Below are 14,020 nucleotides of genomic sequence, written 5' to 3' on the forward strand. Positions count from 1 at the left end.
CTCCCGGGCAGTCTAAAACGGGCGCAGCGCACCCGCTAAGGCAAATAACGTCAAAAAGTCAAACCAATGGCGAGGTTAAATTTTGCCAACCAAGTCCAGCGAAGGAGCAAGCGTAGCGTCGCCTTCTTGCCATTTTGCCGGGCAGACTTCGCCGGGATGGCTGGCAACGTATTGCGCGGCTTTCACTTTACGCAGCAGCTCGCTGGCGTCGCGGCCGATACCTTCCGCCGTCACTTCAATGGCCTGAATGATGCCCTGCGGATCGACAATAAATGTGCCGCGATCGGCCAGACCTTCGTCTTCACGCAGGTTGTCGAAATTGCGCGTCAACGTCCCGGTCGGGTCGCCGATCATGGTATATTTGATTTTTGCAATGGTTTCGGAGCTGCTGTGCCAGGCTTTATGGGTAAAATGGGTGTCGGTCGAGACGGAATAAATGTCGACGCCCAGTTTTTGGAATGCGTCGTAGTGATCCGCCACATCACCCAGTTACGTCGGGCAAACAAAAGTGAAATCGGCCGGATAAAAGAAGAATACGCTCCATTTCCCTTCAACATCTTTGTCGGTGACCTGTACAAATTCACCGTTTTTGAACGCTTGGCTGCTAAAAGTCTTGATCTTGGTGTTAATTAAAGACATTTTTTACCCCCGTTTGATTGATGGGCCAAAATTAACAAATCATGCTCTGCCGATCCAATATGTAGATGTTATCGATTCAATCAGTCATACCTTTGTTGGCCGCCACGGCGACTGTCTAACGGCGCCGGCGGGCGCATAGCGGATTGACTTTTAACTTCTGGCGCTCATCAATAGCGCCAATCCGCGCCAGCGCGGCGTCAATTCCAGCGCCAGTTTGACCGCCAACGTGAGCGGCACCGCCAGCAGCGCACCGGTAAGGCCCAATAGGCTTTGCCAGATCAGCAGCGACAAAAAAACGGTGCAGAGCGACAAATCCAGACGACGGCCCATTAAAACAGGCTCCCACAGGAAGCTGAATACCAGGTTAATCAACAACAAAGCCGCCAATAATCACAGTCCGGTGGCGGGGCCGTTGAAGAGAAAGGCCAAGAGCAGGGGTGGGATGGCGGCAACGAGAGATCCCACCAGCGGAATAAAGTTTAATACGAAGGCCAACACCCCCCAGATAAAGGCGAATTTCACTTTTAACAACAGCAGCGCGCCCCATACCTCCAGACCGATAAACAGACTGATGACCGTTTTCAGTGCCAAATAGCTTGTTACGCTATCCAGTCCCTGTTGTAACGCCGACCACTGTGGTGATGGATCCTGCAACAGGCGTCGGCATTTGACCGCTAACGTCGGCGCATCCAGCAACATAAACACCACCAGCATAAACACCATCGCGATGGCCGTCAGCATCCCCGAGATCCGGCCGACGGCGCGGGTCGCAATCGTAAGCAGCTGAGCGGGGTCAATCATGGCCCACAACGACTCGACCGTTAACGTCATCCCGGCGCTTTGCAGGAAAGCGGGCACCGCCTGCAGTCTGTCGGTCAACAGCAGCGGAATGTAGGCGCTCATTTGCCGAAGTTCCGGCAGCGCCGCCATGATGATGCCCAGCGTGACCAGCAGCGCCAGGAGAATACTGACGCTAACGGCGATAATCGCCAATCCCCGCGGTACCTTGAGGCGTGCCAGCCGGTTGATAGGGCGCATCAGCACTAGAGCCAGACTATAGAGAAGTAATTTATTTGATACTTACGGGAATTGGCGGGATCTGGCGGGAATTCGTGAGATTTCTTAGGCTTAGGATGATTTATGTATTTGATACCGATGAACAAAAAAGAGCCTATAGGCAAAACATTTGATACTCACCACTACGGCCTTAAAACCGCTTTAATACTTAAAAAACCCAACTCTTTTGGGTTTAGCCAGTGCATCAAGCACTGGCCTAATACTTATAATTTACTTCCTTCGTAAGGGTACTACATTGCTTGATAGCATGTAAAATCTCTCTGACTCGATCAGCCGGTAGTTCCTGCAAACTTAAAGCAGCCGTCCGTTGTTCTCCTGAAAGCTTAAGTAAATCCAAGCCTCCTTGTTCCAGCAGCAATGCCAGTACTTCAGCGCCTTTACGCCCTAGCAATCTAGCTAGCTTTTTTCGCTCTACAGGCTCCAGCGATCTTAAATAGCATTAAGGTCTTGCAGGTCTTGATCATCAGGTAATGATACATCCTGCTGTGCCTGCTGACCATTTACCAGCCAGTCAATACCGACACTCTCTTTATGAGCAATAATCTGAACCATACTTAGCAATGGTTGCGTATTCTTGCTTAAGTGGTTATTCAAAGTTGATGTTGGAATCCCCCAGTCTTTTGCTGCCGCACGGACACTTCTGTTACCTATAAGCATTCGTAGGCGATCTTTAAAACTTTCTTTTCCATCAAATTGCAAGGAAAGAGGCTTGCTTTTGGTGCTTGTCATTTTCTTTTCCTATAACTAATTGAAAAAATAAGATTAACTTAACTTGGTTAACCAAAGGGCTTTAACTGAAAAGAAAGATGCTAATTTGATTTACTTTGATTTAAGTTAGGATTATTGTCGTATCTACAGATAACACCAGCGTGTTATCGGTACGCTAACTGTTCAGGGTAATCGAATGATGCTTAGAAATGAAGAAATAAACCGCGACTGGCGCAGGGAGTACATTGTTGCGGCAGTACATGTGAAGGGATTCACGTTGCGGCAACTCTCGTTAGACGGTGGTGGTGATTGGGTATTCAATAAAAACGGGCATTTTTACTCTCCCCAAGCACTCCATGCCGCAGGCGCTACCTATCAAGAAGATGGCAATATCCACGGGTCATTATGGGGCGGCCATCTTAGCGGATGGCTAAATAATACTTTTGTACGTGATATTCGATTGGGCCACATGCAGGAGGTTCAGGTATGGAAAGGACCAGGCATTCGCGATGAAGCCTCCTATGTGATCACTGGCGTATACAACGGGAATGTTGATGCCTATGTGGATTATGTTCAGCGCCGTATCTTACAAAAAACGTTAACGGTAATTGGATAAATGTGTGGTTTATGTGATGAAAATATTAAAAACTTTAAGCGCTATCACTCTGATGCTGTTGATAAAAAATGGTTAGAACATGCTGTTGGGGCGATTTTTCTTATCTCGGAAGATGGTCAGGACTGGTATGCGTGCCAGAAAAGCTTTCAGCCCGATACGATGAAAGTCGAGTATGAAGCCGACGGAGTTATACGCTCGATGGGCTATGATATCAGCGGTTTCTGTCCCGATGGATGCAGCATAGCCGAAGTATCCGAATGGCCTAAAGAGGCAGCCCTTAACCGGAAATGGTGTTTTATCGATGGTGAGGTTGTTCTACGCATCTATACGGCAGATGAGCAGAGAAAGCAAGCCATCCATAAACGAGACTATCTACTTGAGCAGGCAGCAAAAATTATAGCGCCGTGGCAGGATGCGGTAGAGCTGGAGATGGCTTCATAAGCCGAAAAAGCATCACTGATAGCATGGAAAAAATACCGAGTGCTGCTAAACCGTGCTGATATCAGCAAAGCGCCGGATATTGCGTGGCCGGAATAGCCACAGAAAGCAAAGTTGAATATCAGGCTGCCCTGACAATGTAGTTAAACGCGACATTTCGCGGGCTGGTTTCTTCAGCCGTTCTTGTCACGCGAGATGAATCGAAATGCCATTTGGATGCAGTCCACCGGTCACTCCTTGAGGTTGCATCATAGTTCACTGAACCGCCACCATCACAATATAATGCGCCTTTGGGAGGAAAATTCGATAAAATTGCCTGGTCGTCCATCGTCCACTGTGCCCATATTTTCTGCATGGCATCCGCTTGCGTACTTAATATCTTACGTCCGTTATCCACTTTTCGTCCAGCATCCCATCCCCGGATAAATTCGCCGCGTAAATCAGGGAGTTTTCCTGATGGATAGGCGAGTGCTAAGAGCGGTTATTTTTTCTTGTCGAATGGCTCACCGTTGCAGATAAACCAACCCGTTGGCGCACTTTCCGTTGGCCAAGGCAGGGGAACGCCTACGGGGATTTCAGCGCGTAATACTTCAGGTGTCACAGCATGAACGTCAGTGGCGGTTAGCTGCACATCCTGAGTCAGTGTTTTACCGTTAATTTTACGCTGATTGGGTGTTGCATTTTTAGCCAGATTTACTGTTTCCAACAAACCAAGGTTTTTCAAAATTAAGGTTTTTGCCAGTTTCCCGCCAGAGTAAGGGCTAATCATGCCTTGGTAAGGCGAATGCATGGCAAAACAAGCAGCATTTGTCGCTTAAATAATAGCCAAAATGCCGATTTACAGCAAAAATCGAGGGTTTGATTGAATTTTGAGCAGGTTTTAAGGGGGGTATGAACGGGCAAATCGCGCTACCGACCTTGCGTCGGCTAACATGAAACTGATCTTGCCCCGCCATCTCCGTACAGCTTTTGTATCTTAAGTTAACGAAGCCCGCTGCCGCCGGTATTCTCTCGGAGAGTGATATCCCAGCGCGCTGTGCGGATGGTTTTCATTGTAATGCGTGAACGCTGCTGCAAGGTTTCGCAGGGCTGTTCTCGCATCCGGTTTTGGCATGAACGCGATATAGTCTTCCTTCATCGTCTTCACGAACCGTTCGGCCATGCCATTGCTCTGCGGGCTGCTCACCGCTGTTGTGCAGGGCTCCAGATCCAGTTCTCTGGCGAACCTCTGCGTTTCATGCGCGGTATACGCTGAACCGTTGTCCGTCAACCACTGCACCGCTGTATCGGGTAACCTGTCGCCGAAGCGCTTTTCTACCGACCTCAGCATCACATCCTGCACGGTCGAACTGTCGTAGCCTACAGTGCTCGCAGCCCAGTCTATGGCATCTCTGTCGCAGCAGTCCAGTGCGAAGGTGACCCGCAGTTTTTCACCGTTGTCGCAGCCGAACTCGAAGCCATCTGAACACCAGCGCATATCGCTTTCTGCCACCGCGATCCTGCCCTTATGCTCACGCCTCGGCCGCTCTGGTTTTCAATGTAATAACAGCAGGTTATGCTCACACATGATCCTGTAAAGTCGTTTCGCATTTACCGGCGTCAGTCCCTCTGCGCGACGTTGTTTACGCAGGATGCCCCACACCCGCCGATAGCCGTAGCTGGGCATATCGCTGATGATGTCGAGGATGTCCGACAGTATTTCAGCGTCTGCTTCGTCATTACGCCGGTTACAGCGCCTGTCCTGCCAGTCGGCAGAACGCTTAATCCGCAGTGACAGCGGCGCACGCGACCCGCTCATGGCGCGGCTGACCTGTGCTATTCCCCGGCCTTTGGCAACAAGGGCGCGTGCGCTATCCATTTTCGTGACTGGCCGTACTCCACGGCTTCTTTTAGGATCTCAACCTCCATCGTCTTCTTGCCCAGAAGGCGCTGGAGCTCCCGGACCTGCTTCAATGCAGCTGCAAGCTCAGAGGCAGGAACAACGTCCTCCCCGGCAGTGAGGCTTCCTTCCTGATATTGCTTTTTCCACTTAAACAGCAGGCTTGGCTGGATACCGTGCAGTCGTGCGAGATGGGAGACATTCATGCCGGGCTCCATCCTCTGCTGAATAATGGCCATTTTTTCCTGAGGAGTTTTACGTTTACGGACTTCTTGACCTAACAGGATCCCGGTCATATCAAAATTGGCGTTAGTGTTAGACATATATTCAAGCCTATCTCTTATCTGGAGATACAGCTACTGTCTGGTGTTTCAGGGGGATAAATCATTCATGATGTTTTAGGGACAATAAAAGCGTTACATCAGTACAGCAATTGGTATCAAATAATTTTTATTTGTGTGATTTTTGATCGTATCAAATATTTGCCTTTCGGTATCAAATGATTTGCCGCGCTATAGTAGGCCGTTTTTTTTGCTCAGGGTATAAACATGACCTGCACAGGCGATTGCGGCGCTGTCAAAGTTTATCACGCGCGGCGTGTCGGCAGGGCTCCGACAATGCGCGTCGAGCCGGGAGGCGCGTTGATCAGGCCTGCCGGCAGGTCAGACGACCCGGGGTGTGGGATAGTGGCGCAATCTTGCCGTTAAACCGCCAGCCGCATACCGTCAAACTACCTGCCCGTTGAGCCATCAGCAGTCAAACCGTCAACCGTCAACCGATAAACCGTCCTGCCGTCAGGGTGATAGACGGCGCGGGCGGCGGTTTGCTACCCGGCGGGGGTTTCAGACTTGCCATTTTATGATATGAGAAGTTTGGGCTATGTCCCGTTCAAACGCCGTAGCGGCCGGTGACAAAGCGGCAGAAGCCCGGTAAGCATTGGCGCCCAAGGCTTAAGACAAGCCACCGACATTCGCTTCTGGGCGGTTAGAACGCCGGATAGGCATCGTGGCCGGCTAGCGAAAGCAATGGCGCGCCGGCGCTAGCGTGAGGCGGGCTGTCCACGCAGACAGTAGCGCCCGCTTCGTCGCGGATATTTCAGCCCGGCGCCCGCCTGGCGATAATAATGCGGGAGGATATGAACCGAAAGACGCTTGCTGGATCTTGTACGGCATAAACGACGTTTTCCCTTATTCTTTTGGCGATTGACCAAATGGATGGCCGCCGGGCGAAGAAGGAAATATCGACGGCCCAAGGCACCTCTTGTTTGCGCAATCAACGGCTATAAGGGGAAGATTCACTCGCTAATATACACGCAGGTTAACGAACATATTCACCGGATAAGAAAGCTATCAATAATGCGGCATAACGCACATTTTGCCAGCAGTGTAGCCCTAATTTGGCCTGGAGATTTGCCACCTTCTTTACTGCCTTGTGCATTATACTGCAAGAGAAAAAAGCATACGCTAACCGTCAGCGATAGAAATCACTGCAGGTGAAATATTTCTTGAACATCAAAATGTCCTCTAATCAAACCGGGTTCGGGGTAACGGCCTTTTTACTCATTGGTAAATTAGCGGACAGAAGTGCGTCGATTTGTCACAATGGAATAGTGGCCCCGCGTCTATGAGTATGCGATTGTGAAGATAATGTTGGATTATAACGGCGCAATGGCGGTGCTAGCGTGAAACGCCGTGGGTATCCCACGCTTACCGCCGGCCACCAGTTAATTATTCTGTTCATAATTTACTCATAACAAGGTTTGTTTGCTGATTATTTAAAAGACATTGTGGCACAGATCGTCGCGGAATAGACTTTTGCAGAAGGGAAACCTGTTGCAAGGTGAAGGGGAATAGGGCAACGGACTGGCCCTTTGTCAGCCGCGTCCGGCGCTTGGCGTACATAAAAAGACCCGCTGCGGGCAGCGGGTTTTTTGCAACTTGGATCGAACAGGCGATTACAGCAGGAAATCTTCCAGTGCTTTGCCTTCTTCATCAATCGCTTTTTTGATTACCGCCGGGGTGCGGCCTTGGCCGGTCCAGGTTTTAACGTCGCCGTTCTCGTCGGTATACTGATATTTCGCCGGACGAGCGGCACGCTTGGTTTTACCCGCGGATTTGGAGGAACTCATCGACTGCAGCAATTCGTTCGGGTCGATGCCATCGGCAATCAACATTTCGCGGTATTGCTGTAATTTGCGCGTACGCTCCTCAATTTCAGCCTGGGCTTGACTATCTTCCTCACGGCGTTCATTGACAACGACCTCTAGTTTCTCCAGCATTTCTTCAAGAGTTTCCAGAGTGCATTCTCTGGCCTGTGCGCGCAGAGTACGGATGTTGTTAAGAATCTTTAGTGCTTCGCTCATTGACTTAATCTCGAATATTATAAAGGGGGCGTTTCACCAATAATAGAGCGCTAGTTTATTTTCCGCAATACCCAGATTGTGATTAATTAAAAATATTCTTTATAAATGCCTGTGACCCAGCAACTGTAAATATACTGTGTTCGCCGGGCGAGGCAAAATTGATTCATCAGGTTACGTTTTTCCTTCAGGACGCCTTATGAGTGCATAATGCACTGCTGATTTCATTATAAGGAAGGTTTATATCACCGTGCCAGCGGGGGGTTATAACCGCTGCGGCCCTGTTCAGAGGCTGAAAATAAAAGCTTTGCAGCATAATCTCCTGCGATTTTTATATCATCTGCGGTGGAACACTCCCCGGCGGTCTGGCTTGCCAGCGCGATAAATGTTGCCCGACGGCGCGCTATTACCGATTGCGCGGGCCGCTTTAGCCGGCTTGAAACTATAACCCGGCCGCCGTTGGCCGGTGATGCGCGTTTTTTATTGTTTTGTGGAAGCAAGTTATTGTCACCTGCGCTGATCGCTGCCGCTGGCTAGGGATTGCGGGCGCCGGGCCACCTTCATCCCACTGGCGAATATGATACACTCTCATCCTATTTATTTGGTCCTATCATTGAGACGGAGTGCCGTACGGATGGCGCAACTCTATTTTTATTATTCTGCAATGAATGCCGGCAAGACAACCTCGCTGCTGCAGTCCTCCTATAATTATCAAGAACGCGGCATGCGCACGCTGGTGTTCACGGCGGAAATCGACGATCGTCACGCCCGTGGTCAGATCCATTCACGTATCGGGCTGTCCTCTCCTGCGGCGGTGTTTGCTGCCGAAACCGATATGATTTATCCCCCTGAAACACCAGACAGTAGCTGTATCTCCAGATAAGAGATAGGCTTGAATATATGTCTAACACTAACGCCAATTTTGATATGACCGGGATCCTGTTAGGTCAAGAAGTCCGTAAACGTAAAACTCCTCAGGAAAAAATGGCCATTATTCAGCAGACGATGGAGCCCGGCATGAATGTCTCCCATCTCGCACGACTGCACGGTATCCAGCCAAGCCTGCTGTTTAAGTGGAAAAAGCAATATCAGGAAGGCAGCCTCACCGCCGGGGAGGACGTTGTTCCTGCCTCTGAGCTTGCAGCTGCATTGAAGCAGGTCCGGGAGCTCCAGCGCCTTCTGGGATCCTAAAAGAAGCCGTGGAGTACGGCCAGTCACGAAATGGATAGCGCACGCGCCCTTGTTGCCAAAGGCCGGGGAATAGCACAGGTCAGCCGCGCCATGAGCGGGTCGCGTGCGCCGCTGTCACTGCGGATTAAGCGTTCTGCCGACTGGCAGGACAGGCGCTGTAACCGGCGTAATGACGAAGCAGACGCTGAAATACTGTCGGACATCCTCGACATCATCAGCGATATGCCCAGCTACGGCTATCGGCGGGTGTGGGGGCATCCTGTGTAAACAACGTCGCGCAGAGGGACTGCCGCCGGTAAATGCGAAACGACTTTACAGGATCATGTGTGAGCATAACCTGATGTTATTACATTGAAAACCAGAGCGGCCGAGGCGTGAGCATAAGGGCAGGATCGCGGTGGCAGAAAGCGATATGCGCTGGTGTTCAGATGGCTTCGAGTTCGGCTGCGACAACGGTGAAAAACTGCGGGTCACGTTCGCACTGGACTGCTGCGACAGAGAGGCCATAGACTGGTCTGCGAGCACTGTAGGCTACGACAGTTCGACCGTGCAGGATGTGATGCTGATGTCGGTAGAAAAGCGCTTCGGCGACAGGTTACCCGATACAGCGGTGCAGTGGTTGACGGACAACGGTTCAGCGTATACCGCGCATGAAACGCAGAGGTTCGCCAGAGAACTGGATCTTGAGCCCTGCACAACAGCGGTGAGCAGCCCTGCGAAACCTTGCAGCAGCGTTCACGCATTACAATGAAAACCATCCGCACAGCGCGCTGGGATATCACTCTCCGAGAGAATACCGGCGGCAGCGGGCTTCGTTAACTTAAGATACAAAAGCTGTACGGAGATGGCGGGGCAAGATCACCCCCGGACAAGCGCCCCTAACACCGCAGCGGCGACCAGCGTATCCCCGCTGGAGTAGTCAGGCTCCTCAAAAACGAAATTGTCTAAAACCAGAAGAGATATTTATCAGACCGTCACCGACAACATCATTGCAGCGCTTTAAGCCGGTGTAAAACCGTGGTCCTGCCCATGGCAGCGTGTATCCGGCATGTCTGTTTTGCCTTCCAACTTCGCAACCGGTATCGCGTATAGCGGAATGAATATCATACTGTTGTGGTGCAACGCGTCAAAACAGGGCTTTGGTGATACACGCTGAATGACCTATAAACAAGCACAGGCAGTCGGTGGGCAGGTTCGCAAAGGCGAGCACGGCACGGCGGCCATTTTCTATACAACCTAAGGGAAGGAAAACGAAGACGGTGAAATCGACCAGATACCGATGCTGAAAACCTTCAATGTGTTTAATGTTGAACAAATTGATGACGTTCCACTGACAACTGAAACAGTCAGCCCGGAAGCAACCTTTGACCCGTTGCTGGAGGCTGAAAATCTGTTCTGGAAGAGCGGCGCAAACATCATTGAGAAAGGACAAAACGCCTTTTCCCGGCCCTCAACCGATGAAGTCGGGCTGTCGGAGCGTTACCTTTTCTGATGCCGCCAATTTATACGCCACTAGGGTGCATGAGCTAGTGCACTGGAGTGGTGGTAAAAGCCGTCTCAATCGCGAGATGAAAGGCAAATTGCAGTGAGGATTATGCTTTTGAAGAGTTCATCGCCGAGCTGGGAAGCGCGTTCCTGATGGCGGAGCTGGGAATTGTCGCAGAGGTCCAACACGAAAGCTGTATTGCTCCTCTGGCTGAGGCACGGAAAAACCACAAACGCTGTGTTTACAAGGCCGCCAGTGCGGCATGAAAAGCGCCTTGTTATTTGATGGATAAGCGCTGCGTCAGGTCGCGTGACGCCAAAACAAAAAGCCCGCTCAGGTTTCCCTGAGCGGGCTTTTCTAAATTTGGCTCCTCTGACTGGACTCGAACCAGTGACATACGGATTAACAGTCCGCCGTTCTACCGACTGAACTACAGAGGAATCGCGAGGGCGGAGCGAATCATAGCGGGACACCGATGGGGTGTCAACGGATAACCGTATGAAACGGCGCGATTGCGCAAGGCTTAGCCGAATGAGTGATTTTCAGCGCCTGATACCGACGTTACGCGCCGCTGCGGCCCCGCGGATGCGCCCGTTTCAGGGATGTGGGTTGTCACGATCAGGCGTCTAAGTCATGCCGCGCGCATCCTGTGCTCGGACGGCGTGCAGGGCCGTGAGCCGCGCCAGCGGATCCTGGCGGTAAAAATGGACAAAACAGCGGTAAAGTTCGGCAAACCGCTCCGCCAGCAGTTCGGGAGAGATAAAGAAGTACTCCGACAAAACGGCAAAACACTCCGCAGGATCGCTGGCGGCATAGGTATCCATGCTGGCCGCGTCTTCGCCGACTTGCTCCACTTCATCCTGCAGGTCCACCATGGCGCCATGCAACAGTTGCTCCCAGCGGGCGACCTCGCGCAGCGGAATGAGGGGAATGCCGTTCACGACGCCTGCGTTACGTAAATCGAGTTTGTGAGCGGTTTCATGAATGATCAGATTGAAACCTGACAAATCGAACGAGTCCTGAATTTCGAGCCAGTTCAATACCACCGGTCCTTGATCCCAGCTTTGCCCGGAATGCACGACCTCACCTTGATGCACCAGGCCAAAATCATCCTGCCAGCTATCCGCGACCACGAACGGCGCCGGGTAGATCAGCACCTCATGAAAGCCATCGAGCCATTCCAGCCCGAGCTCAAGCACCGGCAAAGAAAATAATAACGCGATCCGTGCCTGCTGCTGTGCATCCAATACCAGTTCCTGTAAGGGGACCAGTTTTTTCTGTCGCAAAAATTTCTTTGCCAGAATGACTAATTTTTGCCGCTCATCGGTCGAGAGCGGCGTCAATAACGGAATCAACGCCGCCCGATCCCAGTCCGTTTCATCTGAGCTGGCGGAATGCGTCGTTTGACATGGCCATTTGATCATCATGTTGCTCGATAAGTCGTCACTTGAATCCTGGGGACGGATTAATACTGTTAAAATGCCGCAAAACAGGGCATGATAGCAGACGCAAAAAAGGAGAGGTGCCGGAGCGGCTGAACGGGACGGTCTCGAAAACCGTTGAAGAAGCGATCCTTCCCAGGGTTCAAATCCCTGTCTCTCCGTCATTCTTCCATAGATTATAAACTAACATTACTCCAATTTTACCCCGCTGAGAATTTCTGACAACCTCCGCCCAGAAAATGCCAACTGATATCAACTCGTTGCAGGCTGATAATGCATCCTGAAGGTCTGTGGCAAACCCGGTAAAAGTGATACTCGATACTTATAACCCATTATCAAAGGGTGGCGCACAAACGTCAACGGTAACACTATCGGTGCGGTGGTGAGGATCAACCCGTCTGGCGCCCATCCAGGGATCATTCTGGTGTTTACCGGCGCCCTATTTTGCGTGCAATGGAATAGCCTTGAGGTGTGAACGTGGCGTTATTGAAAGCGCGCGTGTTGAGAGACTGCAACAAAAGTGCTTAACACGCTGATGTTGGTCCACGCCAATGACGCATTGGACATCTCATAAGGCAGCTTCGCCGTAATCATCTGCGGCTTAATCCCACTTGACCCCAGTCATGACACTGGCGCGGCAATGCCTGGTTTTGCCAATCTTTTCCAATCGAATGGATGTATAGACCTCCGAAACAAAAAAGGTACTGAACCTGATTATGTTACCCACTGTCATAGCAAAAAAGGGAAACCATGTGTTTTCCTCAACATGCTTACTCAGTTTTTGCATGCAAAACAATTGCTCGGTTACTAAACCGATACGGGGGGCATGTTTTCTGCAGGCTCTACACCGCTATTCTCAAATAGTTCCAAAGTGCGTAATGTCATTCTTCTCTTATTGTCTGCACTTACAGTCAAGCACATTGACCTAAAACAGATGACCTAATGATAGGGAATGCGTTGGCCATGACGCCCAAAAGTGGCTGATAGTGCGCGATGCACAAGTCATGGCGTCTTGTTAAAGGCCTTGTTTGGCTGCGGCCGCAGTCTTAACTTTCCTTAGCTGCCGAATACCCACGCTCAAGCGCTACTTTCGCTGCGCTGATGTCTTGACGGCGACGATATATTAAGGAACGAGGCGGTTTATTGCTGTTTGACGATGGATAAAAATGGCCTAACCAGGATGCGCCAAAGCAAATGTTTGTATTTCACCCGCCAGGGCATTTGATCTATTAGGGTTTGCCAGATGGCAAGGCGAGTTGCAATAGGTTTTGGACTGGTACTAATGTCTGACTGACCGGCATGAATACTATGCAAAATGACCGGTGGTACCACGGCGCGAACCTGACATAACGAGTAGTCCTGGAAAAGTGAAGATTTGTCGGCCACCATCCATACCGGATACAGCGCCGCCGCCATGTTGCGCGCAGCTGCGCGATTAATGACATAACCGTGCGTCATCGATGACTTTGTGCAGGCTATGCGTGGTATTCAGTACATGTTTGGGCTTCTTCAAGTATTGATGGCAGGTCGTGAGTAGCGTCAGCAACGGGCGATTGGGATCATTGTGCAAAGCGATATGGCGAATAATCGGCATGGCTTCCGGTGTAAGTTTGGCATCATCCTCCAGGATCAGTGCTTGTTCCAGGCCTCGCTCATCAATGAGGCGATAGATATGAATATGGCTAAGAGCACAGCCTATTTCACCCGGACGGGTGGCGTAGTTGATTTCACGTGTATGCTTTACAGTGTCCTCGCCGCTGAGAAGGTGACCATTCACGGCGTCGATAAACTCATAATCCAGAGAGTAACGTCGACATTGATATTCAATACATTGACGGCGCTTTACCGATTCTTTCAGATTGATGATAAAAACTTTCACGCCTTTTCCATGATGTGAATTATAAATGGTGCGCAGCGCTATCTTGCTATAAAAACTAAGGTGTTGTGTAAATCAATTATTTGTTTTATATTTTTCTTGCGAAGCAATTGAATCGCATGATCCTGTTCACATGATTTTTTTGATGCTAAACTCGTTGTAAATAATACCAGCAAATCTTGTGCGCTGGCGAGAAATTCACGTATGTATCGGCAATATTGATTTATCCCCCTGAAACACCAGACAGTAGCTGTATCTCCAGATAAGAGATAGGCTTGAATATATGTCTAACACTAACGCCAATTTTGA

The 14,020-nt window shown here is 50.4% G+C and carries 7 protein-coding genes, 2 tRNA genes and 7 pseudogenes; 6 read left to right on the top strand and 10 right to left on the bottom strand.

Going from position 1 to position 14,020, the window contains the following annotated elements:
- Positions 1-75 precede the first annotated feature (75 nt).
- The 3 genes and pseudogenes from ahpC to JZM24_RS13860 form a co-directional block, all read right to left on the bottom strand.
- A pseudogene (ahpC, locus tag JZM24_RS13845) lies at positions 76-639 on the bottom strand (alkyl hydroperoxide reductase subunit C).
- Positions 640-789: 150 nt separating this feature from the next.
- Positions 790-1,683: pseudogene (locus JZM24_RS13855) on the bottom strand (AI-2E family transporter).
- A gap of 462 nt (positions 1,684-2,145) precedes the next feature.
- Complete coding sequence (locus JZM24_RS13860; RefSeq protein WP_215670382.1) at positions 2,146-2,445, bottom strand: hypothetical protein; 300 nt, start codon at positions 2,443-2,445, stop codon at positions 2,146-2,148.
- Between the two features lie 175 nt (positions 2,446-2,620).
- Between JZM24_RS13860 and JZM24_RS13865 the strand changes: the two genes are divergently transcribed.
- The gene (locus tag JZM24_RS13865) at positions 2,621-3,040 is read left to right on the top strand and encodes a hypothetical protein (RefSeq protein WP_215670384.1); all 420 of its coding nucleotides are present in this window, start codon (positions 2,621-2,623) and stop codon (positions 3,038-3,040) included.
- Positions 3,041-3,577: pseudogene (locus tag JZM24_RS13870) on the top strand (tail fiber assembly protein).
- A gap of 382 nt (positions 3,578-3,959) precedes the next feature.
- Here the strand turns inward: JZM24_RS13870 and JZM24_RS18815 are convergent.
- The 3 genes and pseudogenes from JZM24_RS18815 to hns all read right to left on the bottom strand — a co-directional run bounded on the left by JZM24_RS18815 (position 3,960) and on the right by hns (position 7,719).
- Entirely contained in the window at positions 3,960-4,247 is a 288-nt protein-coding gene (locus tag JZM24_RS18815; RefSeq protein ID WP_246580067.1) for a tail fiber protein, read from the bottom strand.
- A gap of 207 nt (positions 4,248-4,454) precedes the next feature.
- Positions 4,455-5,653: pseudogene (locus JZM24_RS13880) on the bottom strand (IS3 family transposase).
- Positions 5,654-7,311: 1,658 nt separating this feature from the next.
- Positions 7,312-7,719, bottom strand: coding sequence for a histone-like nucleoid-structuring protein H-NS (gene hns / locus JZM24_RS13885; RefSeq protein WP_025244906.1), 408 nt, complete (start codon positions 7,717-7,719; stop codon positions 7,312-7,314).
- A 631-nt stretch (positions 7,720-8,350) separates the two neighbouring features.
- Here hns and JZM24_RS13890 point away from each other — a divergent pair.
- The 3 pseudogenes from JZM24_RS13890 to JZM24_RS13900 form a co-directional block, all read left to right on the top strand.
- A pseudogene (locus JZM24_RS13890) lies at positions 8,351-8,554 on the top strand (thymidine kinase); the annotation flags it as partial.
- Between the two features lie 89 nt (positions 8,555-8,643).
- Positions 8,644-9,731 (top strand): annotated as a pseudogene (locus JZM24_RS13895) (IS3 family transposase).
- Positions 9,732-9,751: 20 nt separating this feature from the next.
- Positions 9,752-10,659 (top strand): annotated as a pseudogene (locus JZM24_RS13900) (ArdC family protein).
- Positions 10,660-10,757: 98 nt separating this feature from the next.
- Here the strand turns inward: JZM24_RS13900 and JZM24_RS13905 are convergent.
- Positions 10,758-10,833: transfer RNA gene (locus JZM24_RS13905), tRNA-Asn, on the bottom strand.
- A 186-nt stretch (positions 10,834-11,019) separates the two neighbouring features.
- A complete protein-coding gene (mtfA, locus tag JZM24_RS13910; RefSeq protein ID WP_215671201.1) occupies positions 11,020-11,817 on the bottom strand; it encodes a DgsA anti-repressor MtfA in 798 nt (265 codons plus the stop codon).
- A 92-nt stretch (positions 11,818-11,909) separates the two neighbouring features.
- On the opposite strand from mtfA, the gene JZM24_RS13915 reads away from it, so the two are divergent.
- Positions 11,910-11,996 (top strand) — tRNA-Ser (locus JZM24_RS13915).
- Between the two features lie 979 nt (positions 11,997-12,975).
- Here the strand turns inward: JZM24_RS13915 and JZM24_RS13920 are convergent.
- On the bottom strand, positions 12,976-13,293 hold the full coding sequence (locus JZM24_RS13920) for a glycosyltransferase family protein (RefSeq protein WP_215670386.1): 318 nt from the start codon (positions 13,291-13,293) through the stop codon (positions 12,976-12,978).
- A complete protein-coding gene (locus tag JZM24_RS13925; protein WP_215670388.1) occupies positions 13,271-13,714 on the bottom strand; it encodes a glycosyltransferase family 25 protein in 444 nt (147 codons plus the stop codon). Before JZM24_RS13925 ends, JZM24_RS13920 begins: the two co-directional genes overlap by 23 nt.
- Between the last annotated feature and the right edge of the window lie 306 nt (positions 13,715-14,020).

It is taken from the genome of Candidatus Sodalis endolongispinus, assembly GCF_018777395.1.
In the GTDB taxonomy this organism is placed as follows: domain Bacteria; phylum Pseudomonadota; class Gammaproteobacteria; order Enterobacterales; family Enterobacteriaceae; genus Sodalis_B; species Sodalis_B endolongispinus.